The sequence below is a fragment of the Ruegeria alba genome (genome assembly GCF_022321465.1).
In the GTDB taxonomy this organism is placed as follows: domain Bacteria; phylum Pseudomonadota; class Alphaproteobacteria; order Rhodobacterales; family Rhodobacteraceae; genus Ruegeria_B; species Ruegeria_B alba.
In genome coordinates this window covers 40,381-60,892 of sequence record NZ_JAKOEM010000015.1, presented here as the reverse complement: position 1 = coordinate 60,892, position 20,512 = coordinate 40,381, and the positions used below count along the sequence as shown (strand labels likewise).

General features: G+C 63.5%; 21 protein-coding genes. 12 read left to right on the top strand and 9 right to left on the bottom strand.

Annotated features, from left to right (window positions below; genetic code table 11):
- Nucleotides 1-22: 22 nt before the first annotated feature.
- On the bottom strand, nucleotides 23-1,198 hold the full coding sequence (locus MB818_RS15540) for a helix-turn-helix transcriptional regulator (protein WP_234177014.1): 1,176 nt from the start codon (nucleotides 1,196-1,198) through the stop codon (nucleotides 23-25).
- A 404-nt stretch (nucleotides 1,199-1,602) separates the two neighbouring features.
- Here MB818_RS15540 and MB818_RS15535 point away from each other — a divergent pair, with 404 nt between their 5' ends.
- The gene (locus MB818_RS15535) at nucleotides 1,603-3,528 is read left to right on the top strand and encodes a di-heme-cytochrome C peroxidase (protein WP_238905677.1); all 1,926 of its coding nucleotides are present in this window, start codon (nucleotides 1,603-1,605) and stop codon (nucleotides 3,526-3,528) included.
- Between the two features lie 224 nt (nucleotides 3,529-3,752).
- Here the strand turns inward: MB818_RS15535 and crcB are convergent, their stop codons facing one another.
- The 7 genes from crcB to pobA form a co-directional block, all read right to left on the bottom strand.
- Nucleotides 3,753-4,115: a fluoride efflux transporter CrcB gene (crcB, locus tag MB818_RS15530; RefSeq protein WP_238905675.1), complete on the bottom strand. Its 363-nt coding sequence runs from the start codon at nucleotides 4,113-4,115 to the stop codon at nucleotides 3,753-3,755.
- Nucleotides 4,112-4,492, bottom strand: a complete 381-nt coding sequence (locus MB818_RS15525; protein WP_234177018.1) for a FluC/FEX family fluoride channel — start codon at nucleotides 4,490-4,492, stop codon at nucleotides 4,112-4,114. Before MB818_RS15525 ends, crcB begins: the two co-directional genes overlap by 4 nt.
- Nucleotides 4,493-4,523: 31 nt before the next feature.
- Nucleotides 4,524-5,363: a 3-oxoadipate:acetyl-CoA acetyltransferase gene (locus MB818_RS15520; protein WP_238905673.1), complete on the bottom strand. Its 840-nt coding sequence runs from the start codon at nucleotides 5,361-5,363 to the stop codon at nucleotides 4,524-4,526.
- A 15-nt stretch (nucleotides 5,364-5,378) separates the two neighbouring features.
- Nucleotides 5,379-5,999 (bottom strand): protocatechuate 3,4-dioxygenase subunit alpha, encoded by a 621-nt coding sequence (pcaG, locus tag MB818_RS15515; protein WP_238905671.1) that lies wholly within the window; start codon nucleotides 5,997-5,999, stop codon nucleotides 5,379-5,381.
- A 64-nt stretch (nucleotides 6,000-6,063) separates the two neighbouring features.
- Nucleotides 6,064-6,792: a protocatechuate 3,4-dioxygenase subunit beta gene (pcaH, locus tag MB818_RS15510; protein ID WP_234143722.1), complete on the bottom strand. Its 729-nt coding sequence runs from the start codon at nucleotides 6,790-6,792 to the stop codon at nucleotides 6,064-6,066.
- 44 nt (nucleotides 6,793-6,836) lie between these two features.
- Nucleotides 6,837-7,214, bottom strand: coding sequence for a 4-carboxymuconolactone decarboxylase (gene pcaC / locus MB818_RS15505; protein WP_234140156.1), 378 nt, complete (start codon nucleotides 7,212-7,214; stop codon nucleotides 6,837-6,839).
- A gap of 22 nt (nucleotides 7,215-7,236) precedes the next feature.
- A complete protein-coding gene (gene pobA / locus MB818_RS15500; protein ID WP_234140155.1) occupies nucleotides 7,237-8,406 on the bottom strand; it encodes a 4-hydroxybenzoate 3-monooxygenase in 1,170 nt (389 codons plus the stop codon).
- Nucleotides 8,407-8,498: 92 nt separating this feature from the next.
- Between pobA and pcaQ the strand changes: the two genes are divergently transcribed.
- The 9 genes from pcaQ (at nucleotide 8,499) to MB818_RS15455 (ending at nucleotide 17,866) form a co-directional block, all read left to right on the top strand.
- Nucleotides 8,499-9,416: a pca operon transcription factor PcaQ gene (pcaQ, locus tag MB818_RS15495; RefSeq protein WP_238905668.1), complete on the top strand. Its 918-nt coding sequence runs from the start codon at nucleotides 8,499-8,501 to the stop codon at nucleotides 9,414-9,416.
- A 72-nt stretch (nucleotides 9,417-9,488) separates the two neighbouring features.
- Nucleotides 9,489-9,887: a DUF2946 family protein gene (locus tag MB818_RS15490; RefSeq protein ID WP_238905667.1), complete on the top strand. Its 399-nt coding sequence runs from the start codon at nucleotides 9,489-9,491 to the stop codon at nucleotides 9,885-9,887.
- The gene (locus MB818_RS15485; protein ID WP_238905665.1) at nucleotides 9,881-12,052 is read left to right on the top strand and encodes a 4Fe-4S binding protein; all 2,172 of its coding nucleotides are present in this window, start codon (nucleotides 9,881-9,883) and stop codon (nucleotides 12,050-12,052) included. The genes MB818_RS15490 and MB818_RS15485 overlap by 7 nt, the downstream gene beginning before the upstream one ends.
- Nucleotides 12,053-12,066: 14 nt before the next feature.
- Nucleotides 12,067-13,974: a TAT-dependent nitrous-oxide reductase gene (nosZ, locus tag MB818_RS15480; RefSeq protein WP_238905663.1), complete on the top strand. Its 1,908-nt coding sequence runs from the start codon at nucleotides 12,067-12,069 to the stop codon at nucleotides 13,972-13,974.
- Between the two features lie 3 nt (nucleotides 13,975-13,977).
- Nucleotides 13,978-15,234: a nitrous oxide reductase family maturation protein NosD gene (locus MB818_RS15475; RefSeq protein ID WP_234177033.1), complete on the top strand. Its 1,257-nt coding sequence runs from the start codon at nucleotides 13,978-13,980 to the stop codon at nucleotides 15,232-15,234.
- Nucleotides 15,224-16,117 (top strand): ABC transporter ATP-binding protein, encoded by an 894-nt coding sequence (locus MB818_RS15470; protein ID WP_234177034.1) that lies wholly within the window; start codon nucleotides 15,224-15,226, stop codon nucleotides 16,115-16,117. The genes MB818_RS15475 and MB818_RS15470 overlap by 11 nt, the downstream gene beginning before the upstream one ends.
- Complete coding sequence (locus MB818_RS15465; RefSeq protein WP_234143730.1) at nucleotides 16,114-16,935, top strand: ABC transporter permease; 822 nt, start codon at nucleotides 16,114-16,116, stop codon at nucleotides 16,933-16,935. Before MB818_RS15470 ends, MB818_RS15465 begins: the two co-directional genes overlap by 4 nt.
- Nucleotides 16,932-17,453, top strand: coding sequence for a nitrous oxide reductase accessory protein NosL (locus MB818_RS15460; protein ID WP_238905660.1), 522 nt, complete (start codon nucleotides 16,932-16,934; stop codon nucleotides 17,451-17,453). The genes MB818_RS15465 and MB818_RS15460 overlap by 4 nt, the downstream gene beginning before the upstream one ends.
- A gap of 35 nt (nucleotides 17,454-17,488) precedes the next feature.
- A complete protein-coding gene (locus MB818_RS15455) occupies nucleotides 17,489-17,866 on the top strand; it encodes a c-type cytochrome (RefSeq protein ID WP_234140146.1) in 378 nt (125 codons plus the stop codon).
- 45 nt (nucleotides 17,867-17,911) lie between these two features.
- Here MB818_RS15455 and MB818_RS15450 read toward each other — a convergent pair whose 3' ends face one another.
- A complete protein-coding gene (locus tag MB818_RS15450) occupies nucleotides 17,912-18,526 on the bottom strand; it encodes a helix-turn-helix domain-containing protein (RefSeq protein ID WP_234140145.1) in 615 nt (204 codons plus the stop codon).
- Nucleotides 18,527-18,905: 379 nt separating this feature from the next.
- Between MB818_RS15450 and gcvT the strand changes: the two genes are divergently transcribed.
- Together gcvT and gcvH are read left to right on the top strand one after the other, a co-directional pair.
- Nucleotides 18,906-20,003, top strand: coding sequence for a glycine cleavage system aminomethyltransferase GcvT (gene gcvT / locus MB818_RS15445; protein ID WP_234143733.1), 1,098 nt, complete (start codon nucleotides 18,906-18,908; stop codon nucleotides 20,001-20,003).
- A gap of 118 nt (nucleotides 20,004-20,121) precedes the next feature.
- Nucleotides 20,122-20,487 (top strand): glycine cleavage system protein GcvH, encoded by a 366-nt coding sequence (gene gcvH, locus MB818_RS15440; protein WP_234143734.1) that lies wholly within the window; start codon nucleotides 20,122-20,124, stop codon nucleotides 20,485-20,487.
- Nucleotides 20,488-20,512 lie beyond the last annotated feature (25 nt).

Genomic DNA, 20,512 nt, shown 5'->3' with positions numbered 1-20,512 from the left:
TGATGACGGTCGATATGGCCGATTAATCCCTGACCAGGAAACCAGACGAGATATTTGTCGCCATGCGGATGGCCTGGGTCCGGTTGCCGCAATTGGATTTCGACAGGATCGACTTTACCTGCGAGTTGACCGTGTCCAGAGAACGGCCACGTTCTTCGGCGATCTGCTTGTTGGTTTTGCCTTCGGCCATCAGTTCGAACACGGCGCACTCGGCTTCGCTCAGGTCAAACAAGGCGGCGATGGTTGGCATTTCCAGCCGATAGGTGCGGCTGGTGTCCGTGCTCATCAACAGGTACCCGTCCAGCGCCTCGTTTCCAATGTCATCTGCCTGATGCAGGGGAGAGATGTCGATGCACAGCGCATCGCCGTTATGGGAGTCGCTCTGATGAACGGCCTCCAACGCTTCCTTGCGGGGGCGGGCGCCGAATCTGCCATGTTGTTTCGGATTGCCCAGCAAGGCGCGGGCGCGGTTCAGATCGTCATCGCTACGAAAACTCAGCTTGCCCTGCGGGTCTCGGCGGAATACGCCGCTTTCCTCGGACTGGCGGCGGAATTCTTCGTTGCCGGCGATCACGTTCATGCGCTTGTCGAGAACACAGAAGCCTACATCCAGCTTGTCCAGTGCATTCAACACTGTGTCGTGCCGTTTCTGTACCGCCTGAAGCGGGCGCCCGATGCTGAGCGCCTTGGCAATATGCGGTAACAGCCGCGATGCGCGCGCCAGCCGCTGCGGCAGGTCTTCTGAGGCGTCCGACCCGAATTGCATCGAAAACCGGTCGTGAAACAGCTGATCCTTGTTCAACAGCGCGCCACAGCGATAGCGGATGCCATATTCCATCATCGTTTTCTGATTGGGCCGCGCCAGCAGTTCGGCCTCGGATGCGGCCAGCACCGAATCGGGAATCAGCTGAATGTCGTCCGAGGCGCGGGAATGACGCGCAAAAACGGCCTGATCGGCGATTTCCAGATCGTTGTGCTGGTTCAGATACCCTTCCACCAAGTCGATCTGGTAGGTGTCGCTGAAATGCGAGGCCAGCAGATGCGGCTGATCGCCCGGCGTTTCGACCTCGAAGATCATCGCACCGATCCCCCCAGCATAGCGCGCGATCCGTGTGAGAAGCTCCGGCCACTTTCCAGGGTCCAGCGCGGCATCGTAAATTGAGAGAACGAGTTGATCGTGCTGGTCAGTCGGGGCCATGGGTCTTGATGATTCGAGGGGTCTTTTCACGAATATAGCGTGTTTCACCATTTCGGGTGATTATTGTCGCATTTCCAAGCCTTACCCTACGTCTCATTGATAGCTGAGAGTGAGTGGCTCGGTAAAAATCATAACCTGCTGAGTTGGTGCCTGTGTAAGGCCGTTCATCGAACGGTGCAGGGTTTCGTCGGGGAATTTCGACCCGGTCCTACGTCAAGAGCGGTTGGCAGCGGGTACCACTCAGCATTTTGGTTGGGTGGGATTGAAACGGGCGTAGAGGCCCAGAAAACTGAACAAGACATTTGAAAAACACGCAAGGGTTGCGGCAAGATGGCGTCGTTACCCCCAGTGTGACTTGGTTGCGGGGCATGGAACGGGATGCGCAACAGACCGGAGATAGACTGATGATTTCGAAACAGCTGATTGGTATCACCCTCGCGACTGGTCTGGTTGCCATCACGGCGTCGGCAGAGCGGGCGCAGGCGCAAGCAGGTTGGAATGTTTGTCGCGACGTGGAATGCCTCGACCAGGGCTGGAACGATGCGCAACGCCGATGGTGGTACACCACCACCCAGGGTTCGCGTCTGTTGCCGCTGTCCTGGATGCGTGCGCTGGAACAACCCGGTGACGGGGATGGGGCGATCCGCGCCTTTCTGGACCGTGCCTATATGGACGAGCTGGGCTATATCGCCAATCCCGACCCGGTGCACAATCCCGAGGGGCTGCCGCTGGGCTGGGTGGTGGATCAGGATAAGACCCTGGATGCCGACCTGATGTGCGATACCTTCCCGGAAACCTGCGATGCGCTGACCATGCGTGAACCCTGGGTCGGGCTGACCTGCTCGGCCTGCCACACCAACGAGATCACTCATCAGGGCCGCCGCCTGCGGGTCGAGGGCGCGCCGACGCTGGCCGATTTCCAGCGGATGGAAGAGGACCTGTTGCAGGCGCTCAAGGACACCGTCGCCGATCGTGACCGGTTCGACCGTTTCGCGCGCGCGGTGCTGGGGTCCGACCAGACGATCGACGGGCGCGAGTCGCTGGAACTGCAACTCAACGAACAGATCGTCTGGCAACAGGCGCTGGCCGACAAGAACGCAGCACCCAAGGTACGCTATGGCCATGCCCGGCTGGATGCGCAGGGCCATATCCTGAACAAGGTGGCGCTGACCATCCGCCACCCGAACCAGATCACCAATGTGCTTGCCGACGCGCCGGCCAGCTATCCGCATATCTGGAACACCTCACAGCAGGACCAGCTGCAATGGAACGGTATCGCGCCGCGCATGTTCAAGATCCGGTTCCTGGGTGAGAATACCGAGCTGGGCGCGCTGGTGCGCAATACCTCCGAGGTGATTGGCGTCTTTGCTCATCTCGAAACGGACAAGTCCAAGGTCCTGCGCGGCTACCCCTCCAGCGCCCGGGTGCGCGAGCTGATTTCGCTGGAACGCCAGCTCGAAAGCCTGCAATCGCCGCGCTGGCCCGAGGAGATGCTGGGAGCCATCGACTGGGATCTCGCAGCACGTGGGCGCGAGGTCTTTGCCCGCAAGATCGACGGTGAAAGCTGCGCAGACTGCCACAGCCACATGGCGCCGACCGATACCAGCAGCAATATGAAAATCAGCATGACGCCGCTGGCAGAGTTGGGGACGGATGTGTTCACCACCTGCAATACCTTCCTGCATCGCTCGAAATCGGGCAATTTCGGCGGCCAGCTTGTGGACACGAAATTCACCCGCATCGACCGGGACGAGGACTATACCCGCCTGATGCTGGTCAACGCGACCGTGGGCACCATCCGTGGCAAGTTGTTCGAGGTTCTGGCCGCGATCCTGGGCGAGGATGATCGGCCCAGCGGGATTCGCACCGAGACCGGGCTGGTGACCGAATACCTTCCCGGTGTCAGCGACGCGAAGAAGAAAGCCGATGCCGAGGAATGCCTGACGCAGGAGCATCCCCTCTTGGCCTACAAGGCCCGTTCGTTGAACGGGATCTGGGCCACCGCGCCCTATCTGCATAATGGTTCGGTGCCGACGCTCTATGACCTGCTGTTGCCCGCGCGCATGCGCAACGTCGCCACCGCGCTTGACGCGGAACTGCCCGAGGACGCGGCCACGCGGCCCGAGGTCTTTGGCGTCGGCAGCCGCGAGTTTGACCCGGTCAAGGTCGGTTTCGTGTCGGGTCTTGACCAGAACCCGTTCACCTTCCGCGCCCGTGGCGAGGATGGCGAGCCGATCCCGGGCAACTTCAATTCGGGCCACGATTATGGCACCGCGGGTTTGAGCGAGGAGGACCGCCGCGCGTTGGTCGAATACCTCAAGACGCTGTAACCAGGCAGTGCGCCTTCGGCGCGCTCGGGATCTCGTCGTCGTTCCTCCTCCTCGGCGCGGGACGAGAGGTGACGTATCCTCGCCCCGGCTGCGCGGTTTGCCGGGTGCGGCGCCTCCGGCGGGAGTATTGTGAACCAGAAAGAAGCAGGGACCCTCTTGTTTCTTTCTGGTCGGAAATACTCCAGGGGGTCTGGGGGACTGGTCCCCCAGCGCTGTCGCCCGGCTCAGCCGCTCAGAGAGGTCCCCAACAGGTAGGCAAGCGCGCAGAGCGCCACGCTGGCGAGGATGTTGGCGGCGGCGCTGGCGATCGAGCGGGCGCGATGCAGGTCGAGCGTCTGATAGGCAAAGCTGGAGAAGGTGGTGAACCCGCCACAGAAACCGAGGATCAGCTGGCGGCTTTGGTCCGGGTCCGCTGCACCGCTTGCGGGTTGGCCGAGCCAAATACCCAGCAGCAGGGTACCGAGCACATTGACCACCAGGGTTGCGAGCGGCAGGTCATGTGTCACGCGACGCGCGACCCAGTGGCGCAGGACCGCCCCGAGACCGCCGCCGAGTGCAAAGAGCGCATGCAGGGCAACGGCCGTCATCGTCGTACCTCGCGGCCGCGCCCCAGCGCTTCGCCCAGGATGGCGGCGGCAAGGCCCGCGGCGATTTCCACCGTCATGGCGACGAGGCCGATGGACCAGCCGCCGGAAATTGTGAGCCGGTCCAGTTCGAGGATGAATGAGGAAAAGGTCGAAAGACCGCCACAGAACCCCACTGCGCCCAGATGAAGCAGATGGGGGTGCAGCCGGTGGCGGATGGCAAAAAGCCAGCCGAGCACGAAACAGGCGGCGGTGTTGATGCCGAATGTGGCGGTGAGGAAGGGTAGTCCTGGCAGTTGGGTACCCAGCACCTCGCGCAGGACAGAGCCGATTGCCCCGCCCGCGAATACCGCCAGATAGCTGCCCGCCTTTTGTCTCATCGGGTCCGCATAGCGGGGTGTGCGCCCGTTTTCAATTCCGCGCCGTTGCCGGAAGGTCGAGAAGCTCACGTGCCTGCTGCCAGGTGGCGACGGGGCGCTGGTATTTCTCGCAAAGGTCGACGCAGCGCCGTACCAGCGCGGCGTTGGAGGGGGCAAGCGTGTGCCGGTCGAGACGGATATTGTCCTCTAGCCCCGTGCGGGTGTGTCCGCCCGCAGCGATGGCCCATTCATTCACCGCCAGTTGATTGGCGCCAATACCGGCGGCGCACCATTCGGCCTGCGGCGCACGCGTCTGCATCATCCGGACGTAGAAATCGAACACTTCGCGATCGGCAGGCATCGCGTTCTTCACCCCCATCACGAATTGCAAATAGAGTTTGCCGTGGAGCAGCCCGCGTCCGTGCATGTCGATGGCGCGCAGGATATGGCTGAGGTCGAAGGCCTCGATTTCCGGGGTGACCTGATGGGTCCGCATTTCGGAGGCCAGCCAGTCGACCAGGTCGGGCGGGTTCTCGTAGACCCGCGTGGGGAAGTTGTTGGACCCGACCGAGAGCGAGGCCATGTCAGGTTTCAGTGGCAACATGCCACCGCGCGCCCGACCGGCCCCTGACCGACCGCCGGTCGAGAGTTGCACGATCATGCCCGGGCAATGCGTGTGCAGCCCCTCCATGAGCCGGGCAAAACGGTCTGGATCGCTGGTGGGGGTGCCGTCATCATTGCGCACATGACAATGGGCGATGGTGGCGCCAGCCTCGAACGCCTCATGTGTGCTCTCAATCTGTTCGCTGACCGAGATCGGCACGGCGGGATTGTCGGCCTTGGTGGGAACGGAGCCGGTGATTGCAACGCATATGATGCAGGGCTTGTCCATGGGCGGTCTCCGGTCTCAGATATCGAAAAAGACGGTTTCCTGCGGGCCTTGCAGGTGAATGTCGAAACGGTAGAGCGGTTTGCCCTCGCGTTCGCCTCGGACAGCGACCAGGGTCGCGCGGCGGTTTTCCCATTCGATCAGGTTCAGCACCGGGTCGGCGGCATTGGCCTCGGCCTCGTCGCTGAAATAGAGCCGGGTGTTGAGGCCGATATTGATGCCGCGCGCCACGATCCACAGGTTCAGGTGCGGTGCCTGTGTCGCGCCGTTGCGCCCCGGCACCGGGCCGGGTTTGACGGTGTCGAAACCCCACTCGCCGGTCTCGAAATCGGTAATCACCCGGCCCCAGCCGCGAAACCCGTCCTCGACCCGGCCGGCGTGTTCGGGATGGGCATGGATGCCGGCGGCATTGGCCTGCCAGACCTCGATCAGTACATCCTTGACCGGGCTGCCGGTGCCGTCGATCACCCGGCCCTCGACCCGGATACGCTCTCCGGCGGCATTGGGTCCGGCGATGTCCCAGCCCAGTTCCTGGTCATAGATGTCAAAACCGGCGGCGCCGGGGGCCAGACCTATATGCACATAGGGGCCTGCGGTCTGGGACGGAGTTTCCTTCAGATAGTCGAGCTTCTGGACCATGATCCTCTCCTCGTTGTCGCGTTTGCGAACCGGAAAACCGGGTTTCGCTTCCAGTGGAAACGCATCAGTTTCCCTCAAGCCGGTTCTCGAACAGGGTCGAGCGGCGCCCGCGCAGCACCACGTCGAAGCGATAGGCCAGACAGTCGAAGGGGATCGCGGCATTCATGTCGAGCGGCGCGATCAGGCGGTCGATGGCGGCGGGGTCGGGGATGGTGTTGACGATCGGGCATTTGTGGATCAGCGGGTCGCCCTCGAAATAGAGTTGGGTGATCAGCCGCTGGGCAAAGGCGGTGCCGAAGATCGACATGTGGATATGGGCGGGTCGCCAGCTATTGACCCAGTTGCGCCAGGGATAGGCGCCGGGTTTTACTGTGCGAAAGTAGTAATAGCCGTTCTCGTCGGTCAGGGTGCGCCCGCAACCACCGAAATTGGGATCGATGGGGGCCAGATAGGTATCTTTCTTGTGGCGATACCGCCCGCCTGCATTGGCCTGCCAGATTTCCACCAGCGTGTTCGGCACAGGCCGAGAATTTTCGTCGAAAATTCTCCCATGCAAGAGGATCCGCTCGCCGATGGCGCTTTGGCCCGTCTGGGCGTAGTTGTGGATCAGGTCATTGTCGTCGGCGCCGATATCGGTGTGGCCGAAAACCGGGCCGGTGATTTCGCTCACCGTGTTCTCGAGGCTGATCAATGCCTGCCGGGGAGAGCGCGCAACCGAGGTCTTGTAGTCGGGGACATGCGCGGGCGGATGCCAGGCGCGGTCACGCTGGTAGAATTCGCCGGGTTTGGTCATCTGGGCTGTCTCCTCTTGGCTGGGCCGTTCGCGCTCCGGTCCGCTCATTCCGCTTCCATCTCGTCATAGGTCTGCCGCGCCAGCTTCAGCGCCTGATTGGCGCGCGGCACACCGGCATAGATCGCCACATGCTGGAAGGCCTCGAGCACGTCCTGCTTGCTGGCGCCGGTCCGCGTGGTGGCACGGATGTGCATGGGAATTTCGTCGAAATTCCCCAGCGCCGCCAACAGCGCCAGCGTCAGCATCGACCGTTCCCGGTCGCTGATCCCGTCGCTGGCCCAGACCGTGCCCCAGGCGCCTTCGGTGATCAGGGTCTGAAACGGGCTTTCGAACTCGGTCCGGTTCGCCTCGGCCCGGTCGACATAAGCGTCACCCAGCACCTGGCGGCGTACCTTCATTCCGTTGTCATAGCGTTCTGACATTCGTCTTCCTTTCCGCCACGCCCTAGTAGGGCAGACCGACATAGTTCTGTGCAAGCACCGTTTGCGCATCGCGGCTGTCGCGCAGGAATTCCAGCTCGGCCCGCTGGATGCGCAGGTCGAATTCGGTCTGCTCGGGAAAACGGTGCAAAAGCTTGGTCATCCACCAGCTGAACCGCTGGGTTTTCCAGATGCGGGCCAGTGCCTGTTCGGAATAGCGATCGATCCCCTCGGTCTCGCCGGTCTCGAACACCTGCACCAGCGCGTGATACAGGTAATGGATATCGCTCGCCGCCGTGTTCAGCCCCTTGGCGCCGGTTGGCGGCACGATATGGGCCGCATCCCCGCACAGGAACAGCCGCCCCCAGCGCATCGGTTCGCAGACAAAGGACCGGAGCGGTGCGATGGATTTCTCGATCGATGGCCCGGTAACCAGCCGGTCCCCCACCGCGCGTGGCAGCCGCTGGCGGAACTCGGTCCAGAAGGCATCATCGCTCCAGTCCGTGACCTTGTCGGACAGGGCACACTGGATGTAGTAGCGGCTGAGCGTGGCGTTTCGCATGGAACAGAGGGCAAAGCCGCGCTCGGACAAGCTATAGAGCACTTCGTCGCTCACAGGTGGCGTTTCGGACAACAGCCCCAGCCATCCAAACGGATAGACCTGTTCATATTCCTTGCGGATGCCGGCCGGAATGGTTTGTCGACTGATCCCGTGGAACCCGTCGCAGCCCGCAACATAATCGCAGTCGATCCGGTGTTCGGTGCCGTCACTGCTGTAGGTGACATAGGGCGCGTCGCTGTCGGCATCGTGGATCGTGACACCCTCGGCATTGAACACCGTCTTGCCGCCCACAGCATCGCGGGCGTCATACAGATCATGCGTCAATTCGGTCTGGCCATAGACCACCACGTGTCGCCCGATCAGATCCTCGAAACTGATGCGGATCTGTTCCTCGCCATGGGCCAGGATGGTGCCGTGATGCACGAAACCTTCGCGGTCCATCCGCTCGGCGACACCGGCCTCGCGCATCAGGTTGACGAATCCCGCCTCAAGCACACCGGCCCGGATGCGGCCCAGCACATGCGCGCGTGACTGGCGTTCCAGTACCACCGTGTCGATGCCCTTGCGATGCAACAGCTGCCCCAGCAGCAGGCCCGAGGGGCCACCTCCGACAATCACTATTTGCGTGCGCATCGTGTCTCCTCCCGTTGAGAACAGGATGAATGATTGAATGCGTGATGTAAAATGAGTAAAGAGGCAGTTTAGTTTCCAAAATGGGAAAGTAAATGATCGACCGTCGCATCAAGTTCCGCCACATCCAGTGCTTTGTGGAAATCGCGCGCGAGGGCAGTCTGAGGACGGCGGCGGAGAAACTGTTCCTGACCCAGCCGGCAATGTCCAAAACTCTCAAGGAGTTGGAAGAGATCACCGGCACCACCTTGATGCGCCGCAGCCGGGCGGGGGTGGAGCTGACCAAGCCCGGAGAGGTGTTCCTGCATTTCGCACGGATGTCGCTGGCCAGCCTGCAACAGGGGCTTGACGGGATCGAGACCGAGGGGCGCCGTCAGCGGGAAACCCTGTCGGTGGGGGCCTTGCCCAGCGTGGCGGCCTATCTGATGCCGCGCGCGGTGGGCGAATTCGCACGACTGGCACCGCATGCGCTGTTGCGGATCCAGGACGGGCCGCATGGCTATCTGGTCGAACGGCTGCGTTTGGGGACGCTGGATCTGGTGATCGGGCGGATGGGGCCGCCCGAGACAATGCAGGGGCTTTCGTTCACCCAGCTCTATCAGGAACAGGTGGTGTTTGTGGTGCGCCCCGGTCATCCGCTGCTGGCCGCGCCCGATCTGGCGCGGGTGGCCGACTGGCCGGTGATCTATCCGCCGCCCGGCGCCGCGATACGGCCGTTGGTCGAACAGATGCTGATCGCAAACGGGATCGGCGAGTTTCCCAACCGGCTGGAAACCGTCTCGGGCGCCTTTGGCCGGGTTCATACACGCCGCTCGGATGCGGTCTGGATCATCTCGCGCGGGGTGGTTGCCAACGAGATTGCCGAGGGGCGGTTGGTGGCGTTGCCGTTCCAGACCGGGCTGACCAGGGGGCCGGTGGGGTTGATGACGCGGCCCGACCGGCCGGATAGCGCGGTGGCGCAGCTGTTTGCGCTGGCGTTGCGGAATGTGATCGCAGCCGAGGTGGGGGCCTGACCAAAGTCAAGTAAGCGGCGCGGCGGGACGCATAGGACTCGGGCCAGACGCAATCCCGTGCCCGAGGTGCTTATGCCCCGCCAGACCGACATACCGGACCCGATCCGCAGCGCCCTGCGCCGCGTCGGCGGTGTCTTGGGCATCGTGCTGATGGTGCTGCAACTGCTGGCGCCGCAGCTGGCCCAGGCAGGCGAGGGCGCGTGGATCGAGATCTGCTCGGAAGAGGGCGCGGTCTGGATCCAGATGCCGGTCGAGGGCACGGATGATCCCTGCCCCGATTGCGGCGATTGCCTGATGTGTTCGACAGGGGTTGATTTCATGACGCCTGCCTATGGCGGGGTCGTCGAACCGGTCCTCCTCGACGCCCGGCAACCGACCCGAACCGACGTGTCGGCTTGGGCGGTGCGGAACCGGCTCTGGCCCGAGACCCGTGGCCCCCCAATCCAAGACAAGAGAGGTGCGATGTGCTGATCACACGCGTCATCCGGGTTCTGCTGACCCTTCTGTTCCTGGCCCCCATCCCGGGGCAGGCCAGCGACCTGCCCCGGTTTCTGGCCGCGCTTGCGCCCGCCTACCTGGCCCCCGGCGCCGATGGCTTTGGCCCGCTGCGCGAGGATGTGCCGGTGGCGCCGGTGCTCAAGGGTGGCGAGACCGTTGCCTGGGCCTTTCTCACCTCGGATTTCGTGGGCACCACCGGCTATTCCGGCAAGCCGATCCATGTGATCGCCGCCATCGACGCCGACGCGGTGCTGACCGGCGTCAAGCTGGTGGAACATTCCGAACCGATCGTGCTGATCGGCATCCCCAATTCCAGGATGGTCGCCCTGACCGAGGGCTATCAGGGTCTTGACCTGAAACGCGAGGCCGAGACCGGCGGCGAGGGGCATGATCTCGACATCATCTCGGGCGCCACGGTCACCATCATGGTGATCGACGACAGTCTGGTGCGCGCAGGGCTCAAGGTGGCGCGCGCGCTGGGGCTGGGCGGCCTGTCGCCCGCCACCCCCGAAGGCCCGCGTCGCGAGATCGACATGGACCAGACCGGGACCAGTGACTGGTTCACCCTGTCGGGCGACGGCTCGGTCCGGCGGATGACCCTGGATATCGGACAGGTCAACGCGGCCTTTGAGGCCACCGGGGACGCCCGTGCCATCAAGCGCCCTGAGCCCGGCCAGCCCGAAGACACGTTCATCGACATGCACCTGGCGCTGGTCTCGGTGCCCGAGATCGGCCGCACCCTGCTGGGAGAGGCGGAATACGCCAACCTGCAAAACTGGCTTGAGCCAGGCGAGCAGGCCATTCTGGTACTCGGGCGCGGCGCCTACAGCTTCAAGGGATCGGGCTATGTGCGTGGGGGCATCTTCGACCGGATCCAGCTGATCCAGGGCGACAGTGCGGTGCGCTTCTTTGATCGACAACAGCGCCGTCTGGGTGCGGTCGCGGCTGAGGACGCGCCCGGCTTTACCGAGCTTGACCTCTTCAAGATCCCCGCCGATGCCGAATTCGACCCCGCCGCCCCCTTCCGCCTGCAACTGTTGGTGCAGCGTGCCGTGGGTGCGGTGGAGAAAAGCTTCCTCACCTTCGATCTGGGCTACCGCTTGCCGGAACGCTTCCTGCTGCCTGCCGCCGCCCCTGTGGTGGTCGAGGATGCGAGCGACGAGGCCGCCGCCAAGGCCGCGCTGTGGCAACGGATCTGGAAGGACCGCACCGTCGAGATCGGCATCCTGAGCGCGATGCTGCTGCTTTTGACCGCGACCTTCTTCTTCCAGTTCCAGGCCACGATGAACGCGCGCGTCTTCTACTGGTTCCGCATTGCCTATCTGACCGCAACGCTGTTCTTCATCGGCTGGTACGCCAATGCCCAGCTGAGCGTCGTCAACCTGATGGCACTTGCCGGCAGCCTGCGCACGGGGTTCAGCTGGGACGCGTTCCTGCTCGACCCGCTGGTGTTCATCCAGTGGTTCGCCGTGGCCGCCGCGCTGATCTTTTGGGGGCGGGGCGCCTATTGCGGCTGGCTCTGCCCGTTTGGCGCGCTGCAAGAGCTGACCAACAAGGTCGCCCGCGCCTTGCGCCTGCCGCAATGGACCCTGCCCTGGGGCCTGAACGAGCGGCTATGGCCGGTGAAATACATGATCTTCCTGGGTCTGTTCGGTCTCAGCTTTGTCTCGATCCCGCTGGCCGAAACCTATGCCGAGATCGAACCGTTCAAGACCGCGATCATCCTCAAGTTCATGCGCGACTGGCCGTTTGTGGTGTTTGCGCTGCTGCTCTTGCTGATCGGCCTTTTCATCGAACGGTTCTATTGCCGCTACCTGTGTCCGCTGGGCGCGGCGCTGGCGATCCCCGCCCGTATCCGCATGTTCGACTGGCTGCGCCGCTACAAGGATTGCGGCAACCCCTGCCAGACCTGCGCCAACGAATGCCCGGTTCAGGCGATCCACCCCACGGGCGAGATCAACCCGAACGAATGCATCACCTGCCTGCATTGCCAGGTGCTCTATCAGTCCGAGGCCAAATGCCCCGTCGTCATCCGCCAGATCAAGCGGCGGGCGCGCACAGGGACGGTCGATCCGAAACTGACCCTCGGACACCCACCGGCGAACCATCCAAACGCCAAACCGCAAGAAGCTTCCTGAAAGGAGGAACGATCATGTCGGACCACGAAAACAACCTGAGCGTCACCCGCCGCGGCCTGCTGGGCGCGACAGCCACCGGGGCCGTTCTCGCCAGCACCGGGCTGGGGGCCACCCTGATGACCGCGCGGGAGGCATCCGCCGCCGCCAAGGCCAATCTGGAGCCAGGCGAGCTGGACGAATATTACGGCTTCTGGTCCTCGGGCCAGACCGGCGAGCTGCGCATCCTCGGCATCCCCTCAATGCGCGAACTGATGCGGGTACCGGTGTTCAACCGCTGCTCGGCCACCGGCTGGGGCCAGACCAACGAGTCGCTCAAGGTGCTGACCGAGGGCCTGCTGCCCGAGACCAAGCAGTACCTCGCCGCCAATGGCAAGAAAACCTATGACAACGGCGACCTGCACCACCCGCATATGTCGTTCACCGAAGGCACCTATGACGGGCGCTACCTGTTCATGAACGACAAGGCCAACACCCGCGTGGCGCGCGTGCGCTGCGATGTGATGAAATGCGACAAGATCATCGAGATCCCCAACGCGCATGACATCCACGGCCTGCGTCCGCAGAAATACCCGCGCACCGGCTATGTCTTTGCCAATGGCGAGCATGAGGCGCCGCTGGTCAATGACGGCCAGATCCTCGACGATCCCTCGCAATATGTGAACATCTTCACCGCGATCGACGGCGACAGCATGGAAATCGCCTGGCAGGTGATCGTGTCGGGCAACCTCGACAACACCGATTGCGATTATCAGGGCAAATACGCCTTCTCGACCTCGTACAACTCGGAAATGGGTATGAACCTTGCCGAGATGACCGAGAACGAGCAGGACCATGTGGTCGTGTTCAACCTCAAGGAAATCGAGGCCGGCATCGCCGCGGGCGACTATCAGGAGCTGAACGGCGTCAAGGTTGTCGACGGGCGCAAGGGCGCGGGCAAGAACTATACCCGCTATATCCCGATCCCCAACAGCCCGCATGGCTGTAACGCCGCCCCCGACAAGCGCCACATCATGATCAACGGCAAGCTGTCGCCCACCGTCTCGGTGATCGACGTCGAAAAGGTCGATGCGCTGTTCTCGGACAATGCCGATCCGCGCTCGGCCATCGTGGCCGAACCGCAGCTGGGTCTTGGGCCGCTCCACACCGCGTTCGACAACAAGGGCAACGCCTATACCACCCTGTTCCTGGACAGCCAGGTGGTGAAGTGGGACATCCAGAAGGCGATCGAGGCTTATGCTGGTGCCGATGTCGACCCGATCCTCGACAAGGTCGATGTGCAGTATCAGCCGGGCCACAACTCGACCTCGATGGGCGAAACCGCCGAGGCCGACGGCAAATGGCTGATCTCGATGAACAAGTTCTCGAAGGACCGGTTCCTGAATGTCGGCCCCCTGAAGCCCGAAAACGAACAGCTGATCGACATCTCGGGCGACAAGATGAAGGTGGTGCATGATGGCCCGACCTTTGCCGAGCCGCATGACAGCATCATCGTGCACCGGTCCAAGGTGAACCCGGTCAACGTCTGGGATCGCAACGACCCGATGTGGGAAGACGCCCGCCAGCAGGCCGCCGCCGATGGCGTCGACCTTGAGGAAGGCGCCGAGGAACCGATCCGCGACGGCAACAAGGTGCGGGTCTACATGACGTCCGTGGCGCCGACCTTCAGCCTTGAGAAGTTCACGGTGAAACAGGGCGACGAGGTGACGATCTATGTCACCAACCTCGATGATGTGGATGACGTGACCCACGGGCTGTGCATGGCCAACTTTGGCATCGCGATGGAAGTGGCGCCGCAGGCCACCGCCTCGGTCACCTTCATCGCCGACCGTCCGGGCGTGCACTGGTTCTATTGCCAGTGGTTCTGCCACGCGCTGCACATGGAAATGCGTGGCCGGATGTTTGTCGAACCGCGGGGGGCATAACTCATGCGCTGGCCCCTGCTGATTGCGACCCTGTTTGCCACGCCCCTTTGGGCGGCTGATTGGGACGTGCCCAACCGGGCGGGGGCCATCGCCCGGACACTGGCCCAGGCGGCGGATGGTGACACCCTCCGCCTGGCGCCCGGCATCTATGCCGAAACCCTGGTCCTGTCCCGGCCCGTCACCCTTGACGGGATGGGGCAGGCCACCATTGACGGACAAGGCACCGGCAGCGTGATCACCGTGACCGGCCCCGGCGTGACCCTGCGCGGGCTGACCGTGATCGGCTCGGGCTCGGATCACGACGGGATCGACAGCGGTATCCAGCTGACCAAGACCGCCCGCGCGCCGGTAGTGGAAAACAACGTGCTGATCGGCAATCTCTACGGCGTCGATATCCACGGCGCCAAGGATGCGCTGGTCAAGGGCAACCGGATCGAGGGCCGCCAGGACCGCCACATGAACGCGCGCGGCAACGGCGTCTATGTCTGGAACGCCCCCGGCGCGGTGGTCGAGGACAACGATATCCGATACGGCCGCGACGGTATCTTCGTGAACTCCTCGCGCCGCAACATCTTTCGCGGCAACCTGTTCCGCGATCTGCGCTTTGCCGTGCATTACATGTATGCCGACAATTCCGAGGTCTCGGGCAATGTCTCGATCGGCAACGATCTGGGCTATGCGGTGATGTTCACCAGCCGGGTCAAGGTGCTGAACAACGTCTCGATCGGCGACCGTGAACACGGGGTCATGCTGAATTATGCCAATGACAGCGTGATCTCGGGCAATGTGGTGAAGGGGGCGAAGGAGAAATGCACCTTCCTCTACAATGCCAACAAGAATGAATTCACCGACAACTGGTTCGAAGGCTGCGGCATCGGAATCCATTTCACCGCCGGGTCCGAGCGGAACCGGATCGTCGGCAACGCCTTTGTCGGCAACCGGACACAGGTCAAGTATGTCTCGACCAAATGGGTCGAGTGGTCCGAGGACGGGCGCGGCAATTACTGGTCCGATTTTGCCGCCTATGACGTCAATGGCGACGGCATTGCCGACGCCCCCTATCGCCCCAACGACAGCATGGACCATGTGCTGTGGACCCAACCGGCAGCCAAGCTGCTGCTTGGCTCCCCCGCCGTGCAGCTGGTGCGCTGGTCGCAATCGGCCTTTCCGGCGCTGTTGCCGGGTGGGGTGATCGACAGCAACCCGCTGATGCATGCCCCCGAACCCTTAGCCCTGAAGAAGGTGCCCCATGACGGATAAGGCCCTGATCATCCATCAGGCGGTCAAGGATCGCGGCAGCGCGCGCGTTTTGGACCATATCGACCTGACCTTGGTCCCAGGTGAGCGCGTAGCGCTGCTGGGCCATAATGGTGCCGGCAAATCGACGCTGATCAAATCCATCCTCGGCCTGACCCGGATCGACGGCGGCAGCATTCGCATCGGTGATGCCGCGCCCGGCAGCGCGCAGGCGCGGCGCGACATTGCCTATCTGCCCGAAGCGGTCTCGTTCCACCCGGCCCTGACCGGGCGCGAGCAACTGACGCTGTTCGCCCGCCTGTCCGGCGAGCGGGCCGATGTGCCCGGTCTGCTGGAGCGGGTCGGGTTGGCCGACGCGATGGACCGCCGCATCGGCGCCTATTCCAAGGGGATGCGGCAGCGGTTGGGCCTGGCTCAGGTGCTGCTGGGCAAGCCCCGCGTGGCGCTGCTGGACGAGCCGACCAGCGGTCTCGACCCGATTTCGCGGCAGGATCTCTATGCCATCATCGACGAACTGGCGGGGCAGGGGGCGGCGGTGCTGATCGCCAGCCACGCCCTGACCGAGGTCGAGGCCCGCACCGACCGCATCGCCATCCTGCGCAAGGGGGTCAAGGTGGCCGATGACACGCTGGCCAACCTGTCGGCGCTGGCGGGTCTGCCGATCCGCTTGCGGGTCAGGGCGCGCGAAAACGCCGATGCGCTGGCCGCCCGGCTGGGTGGCAGCCGGGTCAACGGTGCCTCGGTCGAGCTGTTGTGCGACCCCGCCGACAAGATGACCGCGCTGCGCAGCATCGCCGCCATGGGCGAGGCGGTTGTCGATGTCGACATGACCCCGCCCCGGCTGGAGGACCTCTATCGCCACTATGCAAAGGAGACGCTGCAATGACCCGTTTTCTTGCCGTTGCCCAAACCGAAATGCTGATCCTGCGCCGCAACCGCTGGCTGCTGGTCGCGACCCTGATCATGGTCTTGTTCGCGCTGGCGCTGACATTCGCGGGCAGCGCCCCTACTGGCACGCTGGGGGTCGATATGTTGACGGTCTCGGTTGCCTCGATGACCACGCTCAGCGTCTATCTGGCGCCGCTCTTGGCGCTGATGATCTCGTTCGACGCGGTGGCGGGCGACATGGACCGGGGCAGCCTGCCCCTGCTGCTGTCCTATCCAGCGGGGCGGGGCGAGATCCTGCTGGGCAAGTTCGCCGCGCATCTGGCCGCGCTGGCCTTTGCCATGACCGTCGGATTTGGCACCGCCGGAGCGGTGGCGGCCTGGTTCGGTGGTGCGGGCCCTGAAAGCCTGATGGCGCTCTTGCGCCTCATTCTCACCTCGATCCTGCTGGGCGCTTCCTTTCTGGCGCTGGGATACCTGCTGTCCGCGACCGCCCGAGGCTCGGCCGCGGCGGCGGGTCTGTCGGCCGGGCTCTGGCTGGTTTTCGTCGTCCTCTACGATCTTGGCCTGTTGGGGGCCGTGGTCATGGACAAGGGCGGCACCTTCACCCAATCTGTCTTCCCCTGGGTGATGGTGGCCAACCCGGCCGACGCCTTTCGGCTGTGGAACATCGCCGCGACCGAAGGGGTCGCCATGGCCTCGGGCATGACCGGCGCCGCGCAGGCGCTGCCGGTCTGGGCCGCGCCTGCCTCGCTGCTCATCTGGCCGGTGCTGGGGCTGTGGCTGGCCCGCGCTGCGTTCCGGAGGGTCGAACCATGAGAACCCTTGCCCTGATCGTGCTGATCGCGCTGGCCGCCTGCAAGGAGGACGAGGCCGCCGCGCCGCCCGCACCGGTCGATCTGACCGAAAGCGCGCTTAGCTATTTCTGTCAGATGAACGTCGCCGAACATGGCGGGCCCAAGGGGCAAATCCACCTCAAGGGGCATCCGGCGCCGCTGTTCTTTGCCCAGGTGCGCGACATGGTGGCCTATCTCAAAAGCCCCGAGCGCGAGGCCGAGATCACCGCCGTCTATGTCAGCGACATGGGCGCCGCGCTCAGCTGGGTCGAGCCGGGGCCGGGCAACTGGATCGCCGCCGACGGCGCGTTGTTCGTCACCGGCGCCCGGGTGGCGGGCGGTATGGGCGCGCCTGAACTTGTGCCCTTTGCCACGCCCGAGGCCGCCGCGCGGTTCATTGCGCGCCATGGCGGTCAGGCGCTGCCCCTCAACGACATTCCCGATGCCGCGGTACTGGGTCCGGTCGACCTGGCCCAGCCGCTGGCGACACCGGTGCTGTAACCCCGCACCCGCAACCCCGAGAGAAGGAGAAACCCATGTTCAAAAACCGACTGATCCTGACCGTTCTGGCCGCCGGGCTGGCTTTGCCCGCCCTGGCCGATGGCGATGCCGACAAGGGCAAGAAGGTGTTCAACAAGTGCAAGGCCTGCCATGCGGTTGGCGAGGGCGCGGCCAACAAGGTCGGGCCGCAGCTGAACGGCATCATCGGCGCCGCTGCCGGTCAGGTCGAAGGGTTCAAGTATTCCGACGCCCTGACCGAGGCCGCCGCAGGTGGGCTGGTCTGGGACGATGAAAGCCTGGCCGCCTTTCTGGCCAAGCCCAAGGATTTCATGAAAGGCACCAAGATGTCCTTTGCCGGGCTGAAGAAGGAGGATGAGATCGAGAACGTCATCGCCTATCTGAAAGAGTTCTGAGCCTTTCGGGCGGGGCGGTTGCCGTCCCGCCCTGAGGTTCAGGAACTAGCCTTCGAGAGAGACCCACAGTACCCGCGCGTCCTCGTCACTGGTCGAGACGCAGCCATGGCCCATGCCGCTGTCGTAATAGACGCTGTCGCCCGCCTTCATCGGCAGGGGCCGGTAATGTTCGGTATAAAGGGTCAGCTCGCCGCTCAGCACGAACATGAACTCCTCCCCCCGGTGGCGCACCCAGGTGTCGAACTCGCTGACATCGCGGGCCTTGATCGTGCTGATATAAGGCAACATTCGTTTGCTGGTCAGTTCGGTGCACAGCAGTTCGTGATCATAGGTGCGGGTGACCTGATGTTCGCCCTGATCCTTGCGGGTGAAATCGCGGCGGCCCGAGATGTCGCTCTTGCCCGATTGCACGAACAGTTGTGGCGTCTCCAGATCCAGCGCCTGCATCAGGCGGCGGATGATGTCGAAGCTTGGCCGGGTCTGGTTGTTCTCGATCTTGGACAGGGTCGAGCGGCCGATCGCGGCCGACCGCGCCGCTTCCTCCAGCGTCAGGCCCTTGTCCTTGCGGGCGTCACGAATCATCTTGCCCAGCGTTTCGCCATCGGGCGCTTCCAGCATGTCGGGGCTCATCCCCTCGTCGTCGGCCTGTATCGGCTCCATCGCAGTTGTCCTTGTTTTCCCGATCTCCCTGCAAGGCAGCCTAACCCATTCGAATTTTCTCATGCAAATCTTTTGTTGCTAATAGGGGAAAAGTTTCCTATAGGAGACTTACCTTGTGTGCGACGGGATACAAATGTCGCGCCAGCAGGGCATTCAGGGGGGTTCTCGTGAGCGAGCGCGTTTCGTCACTGATCTGCAAGAGGGAGCGTCGGCCAGACCGCGCCCCAGCCGTGGGCCACGGGTTCACCTCCAAAAAACTGCCGTTCCGGTCCGGTCGCGCCGCTGGCCCCTCTCTCCTTTTCCCGGCCTGGGTCGATCCGGGCCGGAACGGTCTCTTCTCCGCCGCATCCTGTCTTTCAGCCCAAGGGGTCCCCCAGTCATGACCGATACGCCCAAACGCACCCCGCTTTACGATCTGCATGTCGAGCTTGGCGGCAAAATGGTGGATTTCGCTGGATGGGAAATGCCGGTGCAATACCCGATGGGGATCATGGGCGAGCACAAGCAGTGCCGCGAAAAGGCGGCTCTGTTCGATGTCAGCCACATGGGGCAGGTGATCCTGCGCGGAGAGGATATTGGCGCCAAGTTGGAAAAGCTCTGCCCGCAGGTGTTTTCCACCCTGCCCGAAGGCAAGGCGCGCTATGGCTTCTTCACCAACGCCCAGGGCGGCATCATGGATGACCTGATCGTGTCCAATGCGGGCGAGTATTTCTTTGTGGTGGTGAACGCGGCGCTGCGCCATCAGGACATTCCGCATATGGCGGCGCATCTGGACGGGGTCGAGGTGACCGAGATCTTCGACCGCGCGCTGGTTGCGGTGCAGGGCCCCAGTGCCGAGGATGTGGTGGGCCGTCTCTGCCCCGCAGCGCGCGATCTGAAGTTCATGGAGACGATGCTGGGCCAGATCGACGGCGTCGAGTGCCGCATCTCGCGGCTGGGCTATACCGGCGAGGACGGTTACGAAATCTCGATCCCCGAAGGCGAGGCGATCCGCATCTCGCGCCTGTTCCTGGCGCATGAGGATTGCGAACCGGCGGGTCTGGGTGCGCGCGACAGCCTGCGGCTGGAGGCGGGGCTTTGCCTTTACGGCAATGATATCGACAACGAGACCTCGCCCATCGAAGCGAGCCTGCTCTGGGCCATCCAGAAACGCCGCCGCGAAGAAGGCGGGTTTCCGGGCGCCGAACGCATCCTGAAGGAAATCGCCGAGGGCGCCCCGCGCAAGCTGGTCGGCATCAGGCCCGAAGGCCGGGCGCCCGCCCGCCAGCATGTGGAGATCCAGAGCCTGGGCGGCGAGACCATCGGCGAGATCACCTCGGGCGGGTTTGGCCCCACCGTTGGCGCGCCGGTGGCGATGGGCTATGTCGCCAGCGCTCATGCGGCACCGGGCGACAAGGTCAACCTGATCATCCGGGGCAAGGCCCAGCCCGCCGAAATCGTCTCGCTGCCCTTTGTTGCACAAAACTACAAACGCTAACACACCCCTGCCACGCGGCAGGGGCGCAAAGCCTTGTAAAGGCTTTGTTCACAAGGTTTTTTCAAAACCTTGTCCCCGCCCGAGGTAACTGAAACACACCATCTGAAGGATCGACCAAATGACCATCTATTACTCCGAAGATCACGAATGGCTCAGCGTCGAGGGCGAGATCGCCACGCTGGGCATCACCAAACACGCCGCCGACCAGTTGGGCGAGGTGGTGTTCATCGAGCAGAAAGAGGCCGGTGACGACTTTGCCCAGGGTGACGAGATCGGCGTCATTGAGTCGGTCAAGGCCGCCTCGGAAATCTACGCCCCGGTCGATGGCGAGGTGGTCGAGGTGAACGAGGACCTGGCCGACAATCCCGGTGCCCTGAACGACAGCCCCGAAGGCGACGCCTGGATCTACAAGATCAAGCTCAGCGATCCGTCGCAGCTTGACGGCCTGATGGATCTCGCCGCCTATAACGACATGATCGGCTAAGCCGCCGGCCGCCGGCCCTGCCGGC

Excerpts from the sequence above, each read along its gene's own strand:
- MB818_RS15540 (WP_234177014.1), bottom strand. The coding sequence starts at position 1,198 with ATGGCCCCGACTGACCAGCACGATCAACTCGTTCTCTCAATTTACGAT.
- MB818_RS15535 (WP_238905677.1), top strand. The coding sequence starts at position 1,603 with ATGATTTCGAAACAGCTGATTGGTATCACCCTCGCGACTGGTCTGGTT.
- crcB (WP_238905675.1), bottom strand. The coding sequence starts at position 4,115 with ATGACGGCCGTTGCCCTGCATGCGCTCTTTGCACTCGGCGGCGGTCTC.
- MB818_RS15525 (WP_234177018.1), bottom strand. The coding sequence starts at position 4,492 with ATGAGACAAAAGGCGGGCAGCTATCTGGCGGTATTCGCGGGCGGGGCA.
- MB818_RS15520 (WP_238905673.1), bottom strand. The coding sequence starts at position 5,363 with ATGGACAAGCCCTGCATCATATGCGTTGCAATCACCGGCTCCGTTCCC.
- pcaG (WP_238905671.1), bottom strand. The coding sequence starts at position 5,999 with ATGGTCCAGAAGCTCGACTATCTGAAGGAAACTCCGTCCCAGACCGCA.
- pcaH (WP_234143722.1), bottom strand. The coding sequence starts at position 6,792 with ATGACCAAACCCGGCGAATTCTACCAGCGTGACCGCGCCTGGCATCCG.
- pcaC (WP_234140156.1), bottom strand. The coding sequence starts at position 7,214 with ATGTCAGAACGCTATGACAACGGAATGAAGGTACGCCGCCAGGTGCTG.
- pobA (WP_234140155.1), bottom strand. The coding sequence starts at position 8,406 with ATGCGCACGCAAATAGTGATTGTCGGAGGTGGCCCCTCGGGCCTGCTG.
- pcaQ (WP_238905668.1), top strand. The coding sequence starts at position 8,499 with ATGATCGACCGTCGCATCAAGTTCCGCCACATCCAGTGCTTTGTGGAA.
- MB818_RS15490 (WP_238905667.1), top strand. The coding sequence starts at position 9,489 with ATGCCCCGCCAGACCGACATACCGGACCCGATCCGCAGCGCCCTGCGC.
- nosZ (WP_238905663.1), top strand. The coding sequence starts at position 12,067 with ATGTCGGACCACGAAAACAACCTGAGCGTCACCCGCCGCGGCCTGCTG.
- MB818_RS15475 (WP_234177033.1), top strand. The coding sequence starts at position 13,978 with ATGCGCTGGCCCCTGCTGATTGCGACCCTGTTTGCCACGCCCCTTTGG.
- MB818_RS15470 (WP_234177034.1), top strand. The coding sequence starts at position 15,224 with ATGACGGATAAGGCCCTGATCATCCATCAGGCGGTCAAGGATCGCGGC.
- MB818_RS15465 (WP_234143730.1), top strand. The coding sequence starts at position 16,114 with ATGACCCGTTTTCTTGCCGTTGCCCAAACCGAAATGCTGATCCTGCGC.
- MB818_RS15460 (WP_238905660.1), top strand. The coding sequence starts at position 16,932 with ATGAGAACCCTTGCCCTGATCGTGCTGATCGCGCTGGCCGCCTGCAAG.
- MB818_RS15455 (WP_234140146.1), top strand. The coding sequence starts at position 17,489 with ATGTTCAAAAACCGACTGATCCTGACCGTTCTGGCCGCCGGGCTGGCT.
- MB818_RS15450 (WP_234140145.1), bottom strand. The coding sequence starts at position 18,526 with ATGGAGCCGATACAGGCCGACGACGAGGGGATGAGCCCCGACATGCTG.
- gcvT (WP_234143733.1), top strand. The coding sequence starts at position 18,906 with ATGACCGATACGCCCAAACGCACCCCGCTTTACGATCTGCATGTCGAG.
- gcvH (WP_234143734.1), top strand. The coding sequence starts at position 20,122 with ATGACCATCTATTACTCCGAAGATCACGAATGGCTCAGCGTCGAGGGC.